Genomic DNA, 16,258 nt, shown 5'->3' with positions numbered 1-16,258 from the left:
TTCAAAAGTCGAATATCTTAAGTTTCTTTTTTTTGGTGAAATCGGTACAATATAAAAGAAGATTCAGAAAAGGGGCGAAATATATGAGTGATTTCCAAACGAACTTAGAAAAATATGCGGACCTTGCTGTCAAGGTTGGCGTGAACATCCAGAAAGACCAGACGCTTGTAATCAATACGACGATTGACTCTGCTGAGTTTGTCCGTCTTGTTGTTAAAAAGGCATATGATGCAGGTGCTAAAAACGTTGTCGTGAACTGGAATGATGATGTTGTAAACAGGACAAAATACGATCTTGCGCCTGATGAAGCATTCAACGAATATCCTGAATGGCGCGCACGTGAAATGGAAGACCTGGCTGAAAATGGTGCAGCATTCATGTCAATCGTGTCTTCAAGTCCTGACCTGTTGAAAGGTGTTAAGTCCGAGCGCATCGCAAACTTCCAGAAAGCTGCTGGAACAGCACTTTCAAAATACCGCAAATACATACAATCTGATAAAGTCAGCTGGACAGTTGTTGCTGCTCCTTCTGAAGGATGGGCAAAAATGGTGTTCCCTGAGGATACTCCTGAAACTGCTGTCCAAAAGCTTTGGGAAGCAATTTTCAAGGCAGTCCGCGTAGATACTCCGGATCCGGTGGCTGCATGGAAACAGCACGACTCTTCCCTTCATGAAAAAGTTGACTACCTGAACAGCAAGCGTTACAAGAAGCTTCACTACAAAGCACCTGGCACAGACCTGACAGTCGAGCTTCCAGAAAAACATATCTGGGTTGGCGCCGGCAGTGTGAACGAGCAAGGTCACGAATTCATGGCCAACATGCCGACTGAAGAAGTCTTCTCTGTTCCATCAAAAACAGGCGTGAACGGTTATGTTTCTAGCACAAAGCCACTTAGCTACGGCGGAAACATCATTGACAACTTCAAGCTTACTTTTGAAAACGGAAAAATCGTCGGCGTCGAGGCAGAAGAAGGCGAAGAAATCCTCAAGCAGCTAGTCGCGACAGACGAAGGTTCACACTATCTTGGTGAAGTTGCCCTTGTACCATTCAACTCGCCAATCTCTCAATCAAATGTACTGTTCTTCAACACATTATTTGACGAGAACGCATCCAACCACTTCGCAATAGGAAGCGCTTATGCTTTCTGTGTAGAAGGCGGCAAGACGATGTCTTCCGAAGAACTGGCTGAAAACGGCCTGAACGAAAGCATCACCCACGTCGATTTCATGATCGGTTCTGATAAAATGGATATCGACGGCATCACAGCCGATGGTACAGCTGAACCAGTATTCCGCAATGGTGACTGGGCACTGTAAGATTGTGATTAATATTCAAGGTAACAGCCGGACATTTTTGTTCGGCTGTTTTTTGTGAGGACTTTCCGGACTTCGGCTCTGCTTCGGACAGCTTTCCTGCTCTTGCCCTCCAACCTGTCCGAACTTGACTCTGTTTCGGACAGCTATCCTTCTTTCCTCACCAAACCTGGCAAAATCATGGGCTTTTCTTGACAGCTTTAACCCTCTTCCCATCAAACCTGTCTAAATCACGCTCTTTTCTTGATAGCTTTAATCCTCTTCGCATCAAACCTGTCAAAATTACATGCTTTTCTTGACAGCTTTTCCTCTACTCAGTCAAACCTGTCAAAATTACATGCTTTTCTTGACAGCTTTTCCTCTTTTCTCATCAAACTTGGCAAAATCATGGGCTTTTCTTGACAGCTTTAACCCTCTTCCCATCAAACCTGTCAAAATTACATGCTTTTCTTGACAGCTTTTCCTCTTTTCCCATCAAACCTGTCAAAATCATGGGCTTTTCTTGACAGCTTTAACCCTCTTCCCATCAAACCTGTCAAAATTACATGCTTTTCTTGACAGCTTTTCCTCTTTTCTCATCAAACCTGGCAAAATCATGGGCTTTTCTTGACAGCTTTAACCCTCTTCCCATCAAACCTGTCAAAATTACATGCTTTTCTTGACAGCTTTTCCTCTTTTCTCATCAAACCTGGCAAAATCATGGGCTTTTCTTGACAGCTTTAATCCTCCTCTCATCAAACCTGTCTAAATCACGCTCTTTTCTTGACAGCTTTAACCCTCCTCTCATCAAACCTGTCTAAATCACGCCCTTTTCTTGACAGCTTTAATCCTCCTCTCATCAAACCTGTCTATATCACGCCCTTTTCTTGACACCTTTCCCCCTCCTCCCATCAAACCTGTCAAAATCACAAGCTTAATATAGTTTTACAAAAGATCCTGCTAAAATTAAAACTTCCTTTTCCCTTATGCACCCTATATCACTGTGCTATAATGAAGTTATCAAGGAAACTTTACATATAATATTAGATATATTGTTAACCTAATTGTTTATCTGGGGGCGACGTCTTGATTCAATTACAGATTATTGTGTCAGGAGAGGTTCAGGGTGTTGGGTATCGGTACTATACACAAATGAAAGCTATTCAGTTTGGAATTACAGGCTGGGTAAGGAATCTTCGGGAAGGCGGCGTTGAGATTCTTGCTTCAGGTGCTAAAGTTGATCTCGAGAAGTTCATTGATGAGGTGCGAAGGGGCAATCCTTTTTCCACTGTTGACCACATAGAGGTGAACGAGATTGAAAATACCGAAACCTATAAATCTTTCGCAATAAAATATTAACAGGCAGAGGAATGATCCTCTGCCTTTTCTGTTAGTCAAAATCGATGATTGATCCATCTGGTTCCTTTAGAATGGCTTCTCTCATCTTCTTCAGCTGTTCTTCCTCGCTCGGTTTCAATCCCAGCAGGTTAAGCAGGCCCAATGAATCGAGCAGGCCTTCCGTCAAGCTTTCAAGCTGATCTGTCAGGGTCTTATCTGTTGGACAAAGTTCATCCAGCATCTTGTTTTCCGCCAGGGCTTCGTCGATCAATTCCAGGCCCAGTTCTTTGGTAATTTCACCATTCGCAGCTTTAAGCTTTTCACAGGCAGATTTTGCGGTGGCGTCAACTGTCCCTTTCACTGGTTCTGTCACGGGATCAGTCACTTTTTTGACGGTGTCAGTCGTTTCTTTGACAACCTCTTTCACGGGCTCTGTTACTTTGCCCACCGTCTTATCCACAGGTGACACTACCTTGTCTACTGTATCTTTGACCGGTGTGGTTACCTTCTCAACAGTATCTTTCAGCGGATCGGTCGCCTCCTTGAGTGGGTCGGTCACCTTTCCAATTGTGTCATCCAGTGGGTCGGTCACCTTTTCAATCGTATCATCGAGAGGATCGGTCACTTTCCCAATCGCGTCATCGACTGGGTCGGTCACGTCGTCAAGAAGCTCATCGGCTGGATTTGTGATGGATCCGACCGCATCCTCACTTTCCTCCTCTCCCTCGCATGTAAGCGGAAGCTGGCCGCTGGTGATTTTTCCAATCTCCTTCTTCATCTGTTCGAATGGCATCGATCCAAGTTCCTGTAAAATTTGCAAGGTGCCTGGTTTCTGGACTCCGCCATTGCCGCTGACTGTCTGAAGCTGCAGCTGGTCGAGGCTGCTGTTGGCGGCTTTCATGGAATGGGCGACCATCGTCACTCCTTCGAGCGCAGCATTAGGTATGATTTTAGATGCGTGCAAGCATGCTCCCTGGAAAGAAATCGCACTGGCATCGACCTGCATCCCTTTAATATGGACAGGTCCGCTCGCTTTCATTGTGATGCTTACAGTTCCTCCTGGAGTCGCGAATTGTTTAGTCAGTCTCATGCCATAAATCTGTGCGGAATCGTAGGTGATCCGCAGCATCGGCTTTGCCTTCGAGCCGGACGTCTCGCCAGCCACGATCGTTGCCTTCATATTCTCTCCGACGACTCTGTCAGCCTGGATGATGAACCCGTCGCTGTCACTTCCCGCTGCATTCGCTTTTTCAATAAATGGGAGAAAGGATAATGCAGCCAGTTGAATGCACATTCCGATTAAAAACAATCGATGTTTGACAATCTTCATTTTTTCTCCCCTTTACCCCGTTTTGGCTGGCTGCTCTGTAACGTCCGAGCGTGGCGATTTTGATGACTCTTCTGCTGGTACGATTCGCCATGCAGTAAGCAATGCACCGCCAATAATGCCGAATATTGTTCCGAACAGAAAGCCTCCCAAAGCGCCAATGACTGATAGAATGGATAAAAAAATGACGATGATGCCTAATGCTTTAGAGGCACCTGGCAAAAAGAATGACAACAATCCCATCAGCGTGATCAATCCGCCAAACAGCAAGCCGATGACTGCGACCGACCCTGGGAGGAATGTGCTCATATAAAGGTTCAACGGCACCCATAGAATCATCAGCCCGCTTAGTACGGTCAATATCGATCCGAAAAAAGGCCTTGTATGCCTCCATTTTTTAAAAACCATATCTATCACCTCGATTATTTCTTATCGATTTTTTCTACGGTCAATTTCATGCCCGCCATATTAATAGTTTCCTGGAATAAATAATGCGTTTTCAATTTTGCATTCTCAAGAGTGATCGTGCTTGAAGTCTGCTCGAATTGCTTTGTCCAGTCCGTACTGTTGTTTTCCTTAAGCGCGAGGTTCTGGAACTTGGCATTTGCTTCAATCAGCCCGGCATCATGCTGGAGACCTGAAATCTGTACTGGCTTTGAAGCCTGGATTTTTACGCGGATCCACTCCCCGCCTACCTGAAAATCCTTATATAACTTCAGATTGTCGATTGTCAGGGTATCGATGATATTGGTTCCTTGCGGTGCAGCGTCTGAGCTGCTCGTCTCGCCGAGTTTTGGGTAAAATTTATAGCCTTTTCCCTCAAGCTTATCGAATTCAACATAAAAATCCCCTACTCCGGCAATCGGTACAGCATACGCTACTCCGGATACCCCGAAGGACACCAGCAGGATTCCAAGCGCTAGCAATCCTGATGCGAGCGCACCCCAAAACACCTTTTTATTCGTCTTGCTTTCCATTACGACAGCTCCATTCAAGGAAGCCACCTCCGTTAAATATTTTTAAAATTCAAAATTAATTCTCCCCATACTATACCCCCGAAAAATGAGGCGAACAACTCCGAAAAAAATCGTTAACAACAAGTTAACCCCGTTAAATGTCGGGGTATAAGAAGATGACGGACAAAAATCTGAATTTTTAAACGAATGATATTTTACCAGAATCTGAGAGTGGGGTTGCCTGATGGAACATAAAATTGAGGATTTAGCCATAAGAGGGTTATTTCTCTTAAAAGAGTACGAGAAACCTTTTCTTAAGGAATGGTCCTTTTTAAAGAAGGATTTAAGGGCCTGGCAAAACGACCTTGTATCAGAGTTTGAGCGGATGATTGTTTATGGCTTCAACAGTCTTTCGAAAACTACCTTTGTTTCTACAAATGATTTCATCCAGTTGCTGGTCCTGAAATGGCAAAAGCGGCATCACGAATTTGTCGATGATTTTGATGCGATCTTCCTGATCAGCGCAGTGGAAAATCTATTTCATAAAACATTAAAAAGAAAGAATGCTGGATTCCTTGATCACCAGGCAATTCAGGTTTTTTTCACGAGGATCATCGATAAGGTCCTGCGCACACAGCGGCTGGAATACCAGGATGACAAATGGCTGAAGACCATCGTCGGGCTGCGGACTGTCCGAAGCAATTGGCTCGCGGTGATCCGTAATGAAAAAAACCGATACAAGGTTAATAAAGTCGTCTGCGCTGAAGCTCAGCCGGCAACCGAACAGCTTGTCACCATGTGTGAGAGCCTTCAAGCAGACCATCTGGCTGATTTGTCGACGGCCCTTAGCAGATTGCTGTCTCCAGGCCAGGAAGCACCTCAGATCATCACAATTCCCTGCTTGACTGAAACCTTGATGATTTGTATAAAGGACCCGGCTGAGACAATCACAGATGGGCAAAAAGAAACTCTGAGAAAAATGTACTTAAAGCAGATGAAACTCAATCATCTAGAAAGCGAGCTTGAGTGGAAGGATGCCACACTACTGTTCCAGCAGCGGCTGATTCATTCGCAAAGCGCCTCGGAAGCAGTCAAAATGATCACCCAGGGTCTTGTTGATTACCTTCCATTTTCGCGCTGCGCCCTTTTCATCTACTCACCAGGCGAGCACAGCGGTGTTGGCGTCCACGCACATAATGTTAATACGGGCTCGGTCCAGCATATTAAGGAGAGTATCGCCGAATTTCCGCTTTTGCGTAAATATTTAAAGCATTTCAGCCACTCAAAGCCGATTTTCATCGAAGCCGCCGCCGAAATTTTGCCAGGAAAATATGTAAGAGAGTATAGTTTGAAGTCCCTTGTCGTCCTGCCGATTTACGTACCGGCTGAGAATAAACTGATTGGCCTCGCGCTTCTTGACCGCGGAGAAAATAAGTCATTCACCGTCAACAATCAGACTCTGACGGCTCTCATCAAGTTCGGACAATATGGCGGCGAATTATTGAACCAGTATTACGAGGATGCCGTCCAGCTCTTTGGCGTCCAGCACGCCGTCTTGACCATACGTGAACGAGAAGTACTCAAGCTCATCGCGGAAGGTGCCTCTATCAATGAAGCAGCCGACGCACTTCACCTCAGCGCCTATACGGTACGTGACTATATTTCTGCCATTATCCATAAACTGGACGCCAAGAATCGGACCGATGCTGCTGTAAAAGCTTTGAAAATGAGACTGATTCAATAAAAATAGTTAGGTCTGCTCCCACTAGTGGAACAGGCCTATTGCTTTTTCCCTCCCCTTCTCGCAAAATATAATAGATATTAGTTTTAGGGGGTACATATTGAATGTGGAATGAATTCAAGAAATTCGCCTTCAAAGGCAATGTGCTTGACCTTGCAGTCGGGGTCATCATCGGGGCAGCTTTTGGAAAAATCGTTTCCTCACTTGTAGATGACATTATTATGCCGATTGTAGGTCTGCTTTCATTTGGAGAGGATTTCTCAACACTTACTTACAAAACGATAAAATACGGCGCGTTCGTCCAGTCCATTGTAGACTTTTTCCTCACGGCCTTTGCCATCTTCATTTTCATCAAAATCATCAGCCGTTATCGTAAAAAGGAAGAGGCTAAGCCTGTCGTTCCTACACCAGATGTAAAAGAAGAGCTTCTAAAAGAAATCCGAGATCTTCTAAGGGAAAAAAATAGCATTTAAATTTTTTCTCTCTGGATGAAACCAGCGATGCCTGTCACCCGTATACATAATCAAATAATATTATGAGGTGACTTGTTCATGTACGCTTACTCTGATCATTCCATGATGCCATCGGTAATGAGAACTTTCGCTTTTTCCCTGGCAATCGCCTTCATTGGCACAATGGCAGGAGTGTTCGTTCCGCCAGCACTGTTCCTTCCGCTCGTTATCATTGAGCTTGCGATGCTGATTGGGGTGTTCTTTTTACGAAAAAGGAAGGCGATATCTTATGCATTCCTCTATGCGTTTACGTTCATCTCCGGAATGACGATGTATCCGGCCATTGCCCATTACATCGCGGTTTCTGGTGCCAATGTCGTGATCAACGCGCTCGGGGCTACAACAGTTGTTTTCGCTGGTCTTGCAATTTATGCGACAAAAACAAAGCGTGACCTCAGCTTTCTTGGCGGCATGCTGATGGCAGCCTTGCTTGCTTTGATTGCGGTTAGCATTTTTAACTGGATCTGGCCGCTTAGCTCAACGGGTATGATGGCTTATTCCTTCATCGGAATACTTGTCTTCAGTGGGTATGTTTTATTCGATTTCAATAGGATGAAACATTATGGAGTGAGTCCGGAAGAAGTGCCGCTGATGGCTTTGAACCTGTATCTGGATTTCATCAATCTTTTCCTATATATCCTTCGTTTCTTCGGGATCCTATCCAGTAATGACTAAATATGATTCAAAAGGCAGTCCACTGCGGCTGCCTTTTCGCTTGCTCCAATATTTGGTTAAATTACCATGTTTTTATCAAGTTTTAAGAGTTTTCTGTGATTTCATCCGGGTATATATATAGTGCAAGGCCAATACAAAAACTAGAAGGGACTGGTTAAAGTGCAAAACTTTACGGCGACTTCGGAATATGTCATTGGCTTAGCACATGGAGGAAGATTTGCGTTGCTATCTCAAGGAACGCTGGTCTTAAATCGATGGACTTAACATCGATTGACACCATTGTTTTTGAATAGCTTGAGCAGGACACTCCTCTAAGTTAGTCCGCAGGATTGGAGCAATGCCAATACTAGTAAGGAAGGGACTGGTTAAGTTGAAAGACTTCACGGCGACTTCGGAATACGTCATTGGCTATGCAAGCGGAGGAAGATTCGCGCTGCTGTCTCAAGGCACGCTGGTCTTAAATCGATATATTTAATATCGATTCACCCCAGAGCGCAAAATTGAATAGCAACAGCTGAGATACTCCTCCCATCGTCCGGATGTCGGACTCAAAAAAGGTGCAGGCCAAGCGGCCAGCACCTTTTTTGATTAAACTCTTTTGGGTTGTATTACACACAGGGCAATTTCGTCACCTTGTTTCTAAGCTCTACTAAAGTTTTAAAAACCACTTCATCACATACCAAAAGAGCTTCTAAGTATTAAACCAATCGGCGTTTAAACACATGAAAAAGAGCGGTCACTATATGCTTCATTAACCTTCCAACCTTGAATGTGCTCCCAAATGTTTACTAGATTCCGGCAACAGGGTATTTAATAACTATCTTTAACGAGGAGGTTTTTACACATGGAAAAAGATCATATGATTCATAAAGATGGCGAAGTGGATACGAGCAAGGTAGAGGAGACTCTTGATCGCATGGATACGCAGCAGGCGGATGAGATCCTTGGTGATTTCAATGAGTTCAGGACCTATTTAAGCAAACGGATCAATCTTGGTAAAACAGCTGGTTTAAATGAGGAGCAGTTGGCAAAGACCGCCGAAAAGGTAGCCGGTTATCTCGCGGAGAACGTAGCACCTCGCAATAAAGAGGAGCAGCTTTTGCAGGAGCTTTGGAAGGTTGGCAATAAAGAACAGCAGCATGCCCTTGCCCATATGCTTGTGAAATTGGCTGAATAGAAAAAATCGCCCTCGGGCGATTTTTTATTTTATCCGTATTAATTCTTACCCAAAGAATCGGTTCTTCTTTTTCACCTTCAGAATATCACCCATCCAGCCTTTTACCTTCAAATAATAATATAGACCTGCTGTTGAGGCGATGATTAATACTCCTGCAAATAAATATCCTAACTTCCACTCCAGTTCCGGCATCACTTTGAAGTTCATTCCCCACACAGCACCCCATGCGGTCACTGGCGTGAATAGAATCGTCATGACTGTCAGGGTCTTCATGATTTCATTGCCGCGGTGGGTGGACACGACTTCTTCGAGATTGATCATCGTATCAATTGCCTGCTGGTATTCGCTTAGCAGCATCCTTATCCGTTCTACCCTCGTCTCTACCCGGTTGAATTCGGAGTTTTCATGGATTCCTTGTCCATACGCTTCCTCAGCGATGAATTTTATCTCCACGATCGGGACAACCAGGTTTTTCCAAATGAGGAGTTCATGCCGATTTTCATAGATTCTTTCGAGGATTTTCAGATTGTTCTGTTCCTTCATTTCCCATAGTAGATTATGAAGACGTTCTTCATAGCCATCTATTTTTTGTAAATAGGTCGATAAAATTTCTCCGAGAAGAATAAAAAAGCCTTCTATCCCATTTTCTGCCTGATCCATCTGTTTCTGTACTCCGATTGGACTTGCATCAATAATGGAGAAATCAAAATTAACTGTTATGAAAAAGTCCTTACGGATGTAAAAATGGAAGATATTTTTTTCACCCTTATCCTCGATATCCTGTTGGTAAATCAGTGAGCCCCAAATGTATTCCTCTCCCCTTATTTCGGTGTTAAGGTTGAGCAGGTTGGCTTTCCGGTCTATAATATTTTCAAACCATTCACCACAGTTTGAATTTTGCGAGACCAGCTCCTTGACTTTCTCCTCGTCTCCCTCATCGAAATCAAACCATGTCCATTTTTCCTGATTAAATGTATATTTCATATGGTCTCAGACCTTTCATATGATTATCAACTATTAATCTTCCCCTTATTAGCCTGCTTGAAACGGATAGGCTAATACTTGGCAGGACTTCCATTTTAAAAATGTTTCTGAATTTTATCGACAGGGTAAATACGAATATAGACAAAAGAAAATTGAAACCATTACAGGAGGGAAAAACAATGCAAACCAAAACTAAAAATGCTGTCATGTTAGGTGTTGGAGCTGCAGCCTTGTGGATGGCGATGAAGCCGGAAAATAAAACAAAACTTACCGAGATGGCTACGCAAGTGAAAGAAAAAGTAATGCCATCGAAGACAGATGTCTTACCAGTCCAAAAAGCCGGCAACCCTGATCCTCTGGACGTTGAAGACAATAAAATGGTCAGCGAAGGTGCAATGTACGGAGTGAATTATTACAACGAGAATCTTCAGGAACAACGATAAAATTGTCCGGGGAATTACTTCCCCGGTCTATTTTTGTTTAAATCACACCTCGGCAATCAATACTAAATAGTGCGAGGGGGATGGAGGTAATGGGCATATTATTCATTTTCATATACCTGTTCATCGTTTTTACAGTGATTGAAATTAATGCATCCATTTTTGTGGCAACTGGTTTGGAACGAAAAGTAGCCAGATTCCAGGTCATCTCGATGTTAACCGGAACTGGATTTACAACAGGGGAATCCGAGCTGATTATTGACCATCCTGTCAGGAGACGACTTGGAGCATTTCTGATTTTGTTCGGAGCTTTCTCGCTGGCTGTCATTATCTCGGCCATCAGCAAACTTTTAGAGGATGAATTCTATACAATGGAAATCGGCTATGTTGCCGGAGGACTTTTGGTCCTTTTGTTAATATTGAGAGCGCCAATAGTGCAGCATTTGATGTCTGGGAAATTGAAAAGCGAGTTAAAAGAAAACTATGAGCTGGCTGATTTGCCGATTAGCGATGTCCTTGTAATGGATGAGGACGATGAGGTAAGGGAGATTGCCATTAAAGAAGATTCGCGCTTGGCTGATATGACATTCGATGATATTGTCGATATGGAAGATGACATCATCCTTTTATTCATTAAAAGAGGCGAAATCAATATCCGCAACAAAGCACATGAGACGAAATTGGAGCCTGGCGACAAACTGGTTTTATACGGCAATAACCCTAAAATCGAAGAAAAATTTAAAGATGCCTGACACTTTGCTTGTATGCTGCAAACACAGATCAGGCATCTTTTATTGTTCTTTCAGATTTATTCCACTGAGACCCTTGCGGTATTCTTCTCACGAAGTTGCGCGATCCCTTCCTTGCATACCCCATATTGCAGCCAGGAGCAATTTTTGCAAAGTTCATCAAGGTCATCGGGTTCAACTTTTTCAGCGGTCCAATTTACCAGCTCTGACTTTAAATAGCGCTCGCCGGGCACAAGTCCTAAATGGCGGATGACTTTTCCGTCCATCGATAAAACATGCTCATTGGAACCCTCGCTTGCCTCGCAAATCTCAAGCCCGCGGTGCGGACACGACATGCAGGCATCATCGAAAGCAGCAACCACTTTTATGTAGAAATCCTGACCGGGATCACGGATATCCTTCACGATCCCTTCCATTTTCTTAACAAACTCAACACTATAGCCCATCCCCCTGAAACCATGCACACAGAGGAGATGGTGCCCACGCAATACTTTTCCCACACCATCACTCCTGAAAATATCTTCTATCTATTAATTCTTCGAAAATGTCCAAATACCTTTTACAATCGGGAATCTCTGATCGTGTTCCTGGACAGCCAGGTGATGCCAATCTTTTTGCAAATGGTCATGTAATGCATCAGCAAGATGACCATACTGCCAGTATTCATGCCAATGATAACACCCTCCATCCCCCATTCTGGCCTTGATCCGACCAGATAGATGAGCGCAAAGGTAACAATGGTTGCATAGACGGAATGGATAAAAGCATCCTTTACCAGACCCAGCCCGATTAAATAGGCCTGCATCGGGATGGTAAAATAATGGAACAGGAAATATGGTGCCAGCAGCTGCAAAAAGACAGCCGCTTGTTTTGAATGGAAAAACGTCATCGTCAATGGCTCAGCCAAAAAGTAAAAGGCTGTTACAGAAGGCAAGCCATAAAACAGGGTCAGCAGCATCACCTGCTGAAGCAATTTTTGCAGCTTCACGAATTCTTTTTCCGCATAGGCCTTTGAAACAGTCGGAATCAGTATGATCAGGAAAGAATGAGCAATGAATGCCGGGAAAAAACCAATTGTCATCGCAATCCCCGCCATCATCCCGAATTGTTCCGTTGCCATATCCGGGGTCAGTCCTGCGCTTACGATCGCAAATTTGATCAAGAAGGGCTGCACTGCATGGGTCAGGGAATGGAAAATCCTCAATCCTGTCGTCGGAACCGACACTTCCACCAGATTTTTTCTGACTTCCCGGCCGCTTACATGCTTACCTGGCACCTTCTTGATTTTTTGATAGGACATGATGAAATGGTGCAATAAATACAGGAAGACGACGAGTTCACTCCCGGCAAGCGTGCAAAAAGCCACAAGCAGAGCGGTTTCACTGCCAAACTCGAAATACTGGAAAACAGCCGATAACAGGACAAGCTGGACTGCGCGCCGCAGGAAATGTGAAACCGCGATCCTCCCCATTTCCTGTTTTCCCATGAAAAACCCCCTGGCAATTGCCGTGATCGTCATGACAGGGATGAGCGACATAACCACCCATTTCAGCAATGGATGGTATTCATTGAAAACCGGAATGATTGGAATCACGATAGCAGCCAAAATCAGCAGAACCGTTGTAAACACCACTGCCAGCCTGATGGCATGGCGCATCATGCTCCGATGGTAGGACTCATCATGCTCAGCAATCATCTTGGATATCGACACAGGCAGTTCAAAATTTGCCAGCAGCATGATCAGGAAAATCGTCGGCAAAATCGTCATGTAATGCCCCATCCCGCTTTCACCAAGCTCGCGCGCAAGAATCATATTAACGAGGAATTCCACTATTTCGCCTAGAAAATTAGCGACCACGAGGATGGACATCCCTTTTAAAAAAGTACTCATAGCTTCTCTCCCAATCCTGTCTCATTTACTTTTATAAACATATGAGACAAGTCCGGACAATATTAAAGAAAGTGCAAATTGGCGGTGAGGGAGGCTAAAAAGTCGATTTCAACGGTAAAAGTCTTAGATTTGGAGTGGATTTTTTCAGCAAGAGTATAGGTTTATAGCGGAAATTCTGATTTCATAACGAGTTTTGGTTTTTTTACGGAAGTTTTATAGCAAGTCTTGCTCTTTTAAAGCCTTTTTCAAAATTATATAGCGACTTTTCAATTTATATAGCGAGTTTCAATTTTATATAGCGAGTTTCAAATTTATATAGCGAGTTTCAAATTTATATAGCGACTTTTCGATTTTTATAGCGAGTTTCAAATTTATATAGCGAGTTTTAATTTTTTATAGCGACTTTTCGATTTTTATAGCGACCTTCACTTTTTTATAGCGAATTGGAAACCCACTCGTTTTTTTCCAATATAAAAAGAACTGCCGGCTGCCAGCAGTTCTTATCTAATCACTATGAGATTTCCTCCAGTTTTTCATAAAGCTGATTGCATTTACTTTCCAGTTCTTCTTTTTTCGTGTGAAGCTCCTGCAATACAGCTAAGTCTGAGACAAAGGACATTTGGTCTACAATCAAAGCAATTTCCGCTTCCTGTACTTCTATGTTCTCGAGCAGTTCCTCTTCGTTGGGAGCAGCAGTAGTTTTTTTATCAGCCTTTTCCCTTACTATAGGCTCTTTAACGGGACGGATAACCTCTGAATCTCCATCCTCAAGCTGCTTCCGTTTTTCTTCCATCTTAGCCCTCGCCCGGTCGTAGTTACCGGGTATTTCGGTCAACTCGCCGCTTTCAAGCCAGTATACCTTGTCAAAGAGTTTATTCAGGAAATAACGGTCATGGGAAACAGCCAGCAGCGTTCCCTCGAATCCATCAAGGGCTTCCTCCAGCACCTCCCTGGAGTCGATATCCAGATGGTTGGTCGGTTCATCAAGGATCAGGAAATTGAGATCCTGATGCATCAATTGGGCGAGCCGCAGCCTCATCCGTTCTCCTCCGCTCAGCTGGGAGACTTTCTTGAAAACCGCTGGCCCGTAAAAGAGGAATCCTGCCAGAACATTCCTGGCTTCCCCCTCATTCATGACAACTTCATTCCTGAATGCGTCCAGAACGTTTCCCTCTTTGCTGGAAAGCTCCATATGCTGGGACAGATAGCCAATCTTGACATTGCTGCCAAGCCGGACTTCTCCCTTGTCGGGTGAAATTTCATTCCTGATGAACTTCAGCAGTGTCGTTTTACCGGAACCATTCTCGCCGACAATTGCCGCACGGTCCTGATATTTAAGCTGCAGATGTATGGTGTCAAAAAGCTCCCTGCTGCCAAAGGACTTACTCACATCCTTGAGAACAAGCACATCTTTTCCGCTGCGAGCTCCAGTCTCGAGTTCAAAGCTCATTTTTTTCCTGTTCAAAACCGGCCGGTCGAGCTTTTCAATCCTGGCAAGTGCCCTCTCCATATTCGTCGCCCGCTTATGAAGCGCTGAGCTTGGAGGATTGGACCGGTTCGCCCAGTCTCTCAGCCTCTTGATCGCTTCCTTCATTTTCTTGATTTTTCGCTGCTGCTCTTCGTACGCTTGGAATTCACGCAGCAATTTCGCTTCCTTCTCCTTAACGAATCCTGAGTAATTTGTGTGATAGAGATCGATTTCTCCATCCTCCATATCGAGGATCTTGGTCGCAGTTTCATCTAGAAAATAACGGTCATGAGATATGATGACCACGGTGCCTTCATATTCTTTCAGAAATTCTGCCAGCCACTCGGCAGCCATGATATCAAGGTGGTTGGTGGGTTCATCTAGAAGCAGCAACTCCGGATTACGCAGCAGGCTCAGTCCCAGGCCCACCTTCGTCTTCTCTCCGCCGCTCAATCTGTTGAAATTGGAATCCAGCAGGCTTGCAATCCTCAAGCCGTTGGCAACTCTGTCAATATTCGCTTCCATTTCATAACCGCCGCCAAGAGCAAACCTCTCCTGGAGAACTCCGTATTTTGCCAGCAGCCTTTCAAGCTTATGCGAGTCCTCGCCAGCCGCTGCCATCTCCATTTCCATGTGCTTCATCTCACCCTGGACATCCAGCAAGTCTTCAAAAGCTGTCGCCAAAACATCTTTCGCAGTCATGCTTGCATCATATTCCGGTATCTGGGCCAGATAGCCGATCTTCAGGCCTTTTTTCCAGTGAATCTTTCCATTGTCCGGCTCTTCCATTCCGGCAACAAGACGCAGCAATGTGGTCTTGCCGCATCCGTTTGGTCCAACCAGGCCAACTCGGTCTTTTTCATTTATTTCAAACGACATATCTTCGAATATGAGATTGCCGCCGTACATTTTGCTTATTTTGTTCACACTGCATGTAATCATTATGATTTCCTCCTAAATCGATCCCCCTCTTCACCTGAACCTGTCTATCGGTAAACGCAAAAAAGCCAGGGGCAGATGGCTCTGCTCCTGGCTTTTGAATTCCATGAATACAAAGGAGGACAAATGTGCCCTCCCCATTCACCTAAGCGGGAAAAGAGATGATCGTACCGTTTGTTTTTGATATTGAGCTGTTAAAAAAGGGCATACGTATCCCGTTGACAGCTGCAACAGCAAATTTTGCACGACAAAAATATAGGAACTCATTCCAAAATCCGCGTACAAAAACAGTCTTGATCATCTCTCCTCACCTCCGTTCATTAATAGTTAGTTTCATTCTACAATCTCATTATTATTTTAGCAAGTTTTTCCTGAATTGCATGCAGCCCATTTTCCGCAAATTCCAATAATCAAACGTTTGATTGAATTGTGCAGGAACCCACCAGGGCAGGCTTTTTATCAATTTTTCCCATGCTGATATTCTTGTGGATAAAGCGTTTAAACTGGCTTGGACCGCGGGTAAGGATAACTAACGAAGGAGTGGGTGACAATGCTTAGACACGTGGAACTTTCAGATTACCAGCTCTGGATGTGTAAAAAAATCAAAGAAAAGTTAGCTGAAAAGCATAACTATATAAATTGTGCTTCCCATTTTCCAAATGAATTTGAAGAACGGGAAGTCATATCCATTGCGCTAAGCGAAATGCTTATGAAATTAGATGTAATCGAAGGGAAAGCAAATTAGTTTTAACAGGGGCCATTGGCCTCT

18 protein-coding genes are annotated in these 16,258 nt (G+C 44.1%); 10 read left to right on the top strand and 8 right to left on the bottom strand.

What is annotated here, in order from left to right; genetic code table 11:
- Positions 1-83 precede the first annotated feature (83 nt).
- Positions 84-1,316, top strand: coding sequence for an aminopeptidase (locus tag QNH36_RS04815; RefSeq protein ID WP_283904860.1), 1,233 nt, complete (start codon positions 84-86; stop codon positions 1,314-1,316).
- Between the two features lie 1,062 nt (positions 1,317-2,378).
- A complete protein-coding gene (locus QNH36_RS04810; protein WP_144475219.1) occupies positions 2,379-2,651 on the top strand; it encodes an acylphosphatase in 273 nt (90 codons plus the stop codon).
- 31 nt (positions 2,652-2,682) lie between these two features.
- On the opposite strand, the gene QNH36_RS04805 is transcribed toward QNH36_RS04810, so the two are convergent.
- Genes QNH36_RS04805 through QNH36_RS04795 form a run of 3 tightly spaced genes read right to left on the bottom strand, consistent with a single transcriptional unit; the run spans position 2,683 to position 4,952 of the window.
- Positions 2,683-3,960 carry a hypothetical protein gene (locus QNH36_RS04805; protein WP_283904859.1) on the bottom strand — a complete coding sequence of 426 codons (1,278 nt, stop codon included), beginning with the start codon at positions 3,958-3,960 and terminating at the stop codon, positions 2,683-2,685.
- 12 nt (positions 3,961-3,972) lie between these two features.
- Positions 3,973-4,365, bottom strand: a complete 393-nt coding sequence (locus QNH36_RS04800; RefSeq protein ID WP_283904858.1) for a DUF6114 domain-containing protein — start codon at positions 4,363-4,365, stop codon at positions 3,973-3,975.
- 14 nt (positions 4,366-4,379) lie between these two features.
- Positions 4,380-4,952, bottom strand: coding sequence for a DUF6230 family protein (locus tag QNH36_RS04795; RefSeq protein WP_144475222.1), 573 nt, complete (start codon positions 4,950-4,952; stop codon positions 4,380-4,382).
- 205 nt (positions 4,953-5,157) lie between these two features.
- Between QNH36_RS04795 and QNH36_RS04790 the strand changes: the two genes are divergently transcribed.
- From QNH36_RS04790 to QNH36_RS04770, 5 genes are all read left to right on the top strand, one after another.
- Complete coding sequence (locus QNH36_RS04790) at positions 5,158-6,657, top strand: response regulator transcription factor (RefSeq protein WP_283904857.1); 1,500 nt, start codon at positions 5,158-5,160, stop codon at positions 6,655-6,657.
- 101 nt (positions 6,658-6,758) lie between these two features.
- On the top strand, positions 6,759-7,127 hold the full coding sequence (mscL, locus tag QNH36_RS04785; RefSeq protein WP_251544665.1) for a large conductance mechanosensitive channel protein MscL: 369 nt from the start codon (positions 6,759-6,761) through the stop codon (positions 7,125-7,127).
- 78 nt (positions 7,128-7,205) lie between these two features.
- Positions 7,206-7,841, top strand: coding sequence for a Bax inhibitor-1/YccA family protein (locus QNH36_RS04780; RefSeq protein WP_186326658.1), 636 nt, complete (start codon positions 7,206-7,208; stop codon positions 7,839-7,841).
- A gap of 337 nt (positions 7,842-8,178) precedes the next feature.
- Positions 8,179-8,316: a hypothetical protein gene (locus tag QNH36_RS04775; RefSeq protein WP_176167229.1), complete on the top strand. Its 138-nt coding sequence runs from the start codon at positions 8,179-8,181 to the stop codon at positions 8,314-8,316.
- Positions 8,317-8,685: 369 nt separating this feature from the next.
- The gene (locus QNH36_RS04770; protein ID WP_144475226.1) at positions 8,686-9,018 is read left to right on the top strand and encodes a DUF3243 domain-containing protein; all 333 of its coding nucleotides are present in this window, start codon (positions 8,686-8,688) and stop codon (positions 9,016-9,018) included.
- Between the two features lie 45 nt (positions 9,019-9,063).
- Here the strand turns inward: QNH36_RS04770 and QNH36_RS04765 are convergent, their stop codons facing one another.
- Positions 9,064-10,002: a magnesium transporter CorA family protein gene (locus QNH36_RS04765; RefSeq protein ID WP_283904856.1), complete on the bottom strand. Its 939-nt coding sequence runs from the start codon at positions 10,000-10,002 to the stop codon at positions 9,064-9,066.
- Positions 10,003-10,181: 179 nt separating this feature from the next.
- Here QNH36_RS04765 and QNH36_RS04760 point away from each other — a divergent pair, with 179 nt between their 5' ends.
- Positions 10,182-10,445 (top strand): hypothetical protein, encoded by a 264-nt coding sequence (locus QNH36_RS04760; RefSeq protein ID WP_144475228.1) that lies wholly within the window; start codon positions 10,182-10,184, stop codon positions 10,443-10,445.
- A gap of 89 nt (positions 10,446-10,534) precedes the next feature.
- Positions 10,535-11,194 (top strand): TrkA C-terminal domain-containing protein, encoded by a 660-nt coding sequence (locus QNH36_RS04755; RefSeq protein WP_283904855.1) that lies wholly within the window; start codon positions 10,535-10,537, stop codon positions 11,192-11,194.
- A 56-nt stretch (positions 11,195-11,250) separates the two neighbouring features.
- Here the strand turns inward: QNH36_RS04755 and QNH36_RS04750 are convergent, their stop codons facing one another.
- The 4 genes from QNH36_RS04750 to QNH36_RS04735 all read right to left on the bottom strand — a co-directional run bounded on the left by QNH36_RS04750 (position 11,251) and on the right by QNH36_RS04735 (position 15,790).
- On the bottom strand, positions 11,251-11,637 hold the full coding sequence (locus QNH36_RS04750) for a DUF1284 domain-containing protein (protein WP_481825317.1): 387 nt from the start codon (positions 11,635-11,637) through the stop codon (positions 11,251-11,253).
- Between the two features lie 113 nt (positions 11,638-11,750).
- Entirely contained in the window at positions 11,751-13,082 is a 1,332-nt protein-coding gene (locus QNH36_RS04745) for a polysaccharide biosynthesis protein (RefSeq protein ID WP_283904853.1), read from the bottom strand.
- Positions 13,083-13,593: 511 nt separating this feature from the next.
- Positions 13,594-15,492: a ribosomal protection-like ABC-F family protein gene (gene abc-f / locus QNH36_RS04740; protein ID WP_283904852.1), complete on the bottom strand. Its 1,899-nt coding sequence runs from the start codon at positions 15,490-15,492 to the stop codon at positions 13,594-13,596.
- Between the two features lie 142 nt (positions 15,493-15,634).
- Positions 15,635-15,790, bottom strand: a complete 156-nt coding sequence (locus QNH36_RS04735) for an RAxF-45 family protein (RefSeq protein ID WP_283904851.1) — start codon at positions 15,788-15,790, stop codon at positions 15,635-15,637.
- A 249-nt stretch (positions 15,791-16,039) separates the two neighbouring features.
- Between QNH36_RS04735 and QNH36_RS04730 the strand changes: the two genes are divergently transcribed.
- The gene (locus QNH36_RS04730; protein WP_251544672.1) at positions 16,040-16,234 is read left to right on the top strand and encodes a hypothetical protein; all 195 of its coding nucleotides are present in this window, start codon (positions 16,040-16,042) and stop codon (positions 16,232-16,234) included.
- The last annotated feature ends 24 nt before the right edge of the window (positions 16,235-16,258 follow it).

This window comes from Mesobacillus sp. AQ2 (genome assembly GCF_030122805.1).
Taxonomy (GTDB): domain Bacteria; phylum Bacillota; class Bacilli; order Bacillales; family Cytobacillaceae; genus Mesobacillus; species Mesobacillus oceanisediminis_A.
The sequence above is the reverse complement of the archived record's forward strand: the minus strand, read 5'-3'. Positions and strand labels throughout refer to the sequence as shown.

Bases quoted from the DNA above. Each gene is read 5' to 3' on its own strand.
- QNH36_RS04775 (WP_176167229.1), top strand. From the start codon at position 8,179: ATGCCAATACTAGTAAGGAAGGGACTGGTTAAGTTGAAAGACTTCACG.
- QNH36_RS04745 (WP_283904853.1), bottom strand. From the start codon at position 13,082: ATGAGTACTTTTTTAAAAGGGATGTCCATCCTCGTGGTCGCTAATTTT.
- QNH36_RS04800 (WP_283904858.1), bottom strand. From the start codon at position 4,365: ATGGTTTTTAAAAAATGGAGGCATACAAGGCCTTTTTTCGGATCGATA.
- QNH36_RS04750 (WP_481825317.1), bottom strand. From the start codon at position 11,637: ATGGGCTATAGTGTTGAGTTTGTTAAGAAAATGGAAGGGATCGTGAAG.
- QNH36_RS04760 (WP_144475228.1), top strand. From the start codon at position 10,182: ATGCAAACCAAAACTAAAAATGCTGTCATGTTAGGTGTTGGAGCTGCA.
- QNH36_RS04780 (WP_186326658.1), top strand. From the start codon at position 7,206: ATGTACGCTTACTCTGATCATTCCATGATGCCATCGGTAATGAGAACT.
- QNH36_RS04805 (WP_283904859.1), bottom strand. From the start codon at position 3,960: ATGAAGATTGTCAAACATCGATTGTTTTTAATCGGAATGTGCATTCAA.
- abc-f (WP_283904852.1), bottom strand. From the start codon at position 15,492: ATGATTACATGCAGTGTGAACAAAATAAGCAAAATGTACGGCGGCAAT.
- QNH36_RS04730 (WP_251544672.1), top strand. From the start codon at position 16,040: ATGCTTAGACACGTGGAACTTTCAGATTACCAGCTCTGGATGTGTAAA.
- QNH36_RS04770 (WP_144475226.1), top strand. From the start codon at position 8,686: ATGGAAAAAGATCATATGATTCATAAAGATGGCGAAGTGGATACGAGC.
- QNH36_RS04815 (WP_283904860.1), top strand. From the start codon at position 84: ATGAGTGATTTCCAAACGAACTTAGAAAAATATGCGGACCTTGCTGTC.
- QNH36_RS04765 (WP_283904856.1), bottom strand. From the start codon at position 10,002: ATGAAATATACATTTAATCAGGAAAAATGGACATGGTTTGATTTCGAT.
- QNH36_RS04790 (WP_283904857.1), top strand. From the start codon at position 5,158: ATGGAACATAAAATTGAGGATTTAGCCATAAGAGGGTTATTTCTCTTA.
- mscL (WP_251544665.1), top strand. From the start codon at position 6,759: ATGTGGAATGAATTCAAGAAATTCGCCTTCAAAGGCAATGTGCTTGAC.
- QNH36_RS04755 (WP_283904855.1), top strand. From the start codon at position 10,535: ATGGGCATATTATTCATTTTCATATACCTGTTCATCGTTTTTACAGTG.
- QNH36_RS04735 (WP_283904851.1), bottom strand. From the start codon at position 15,790: ATGATCAAGACTGTTTTTGTACGCGGATTTTGGAATGAGTTCCTATAT.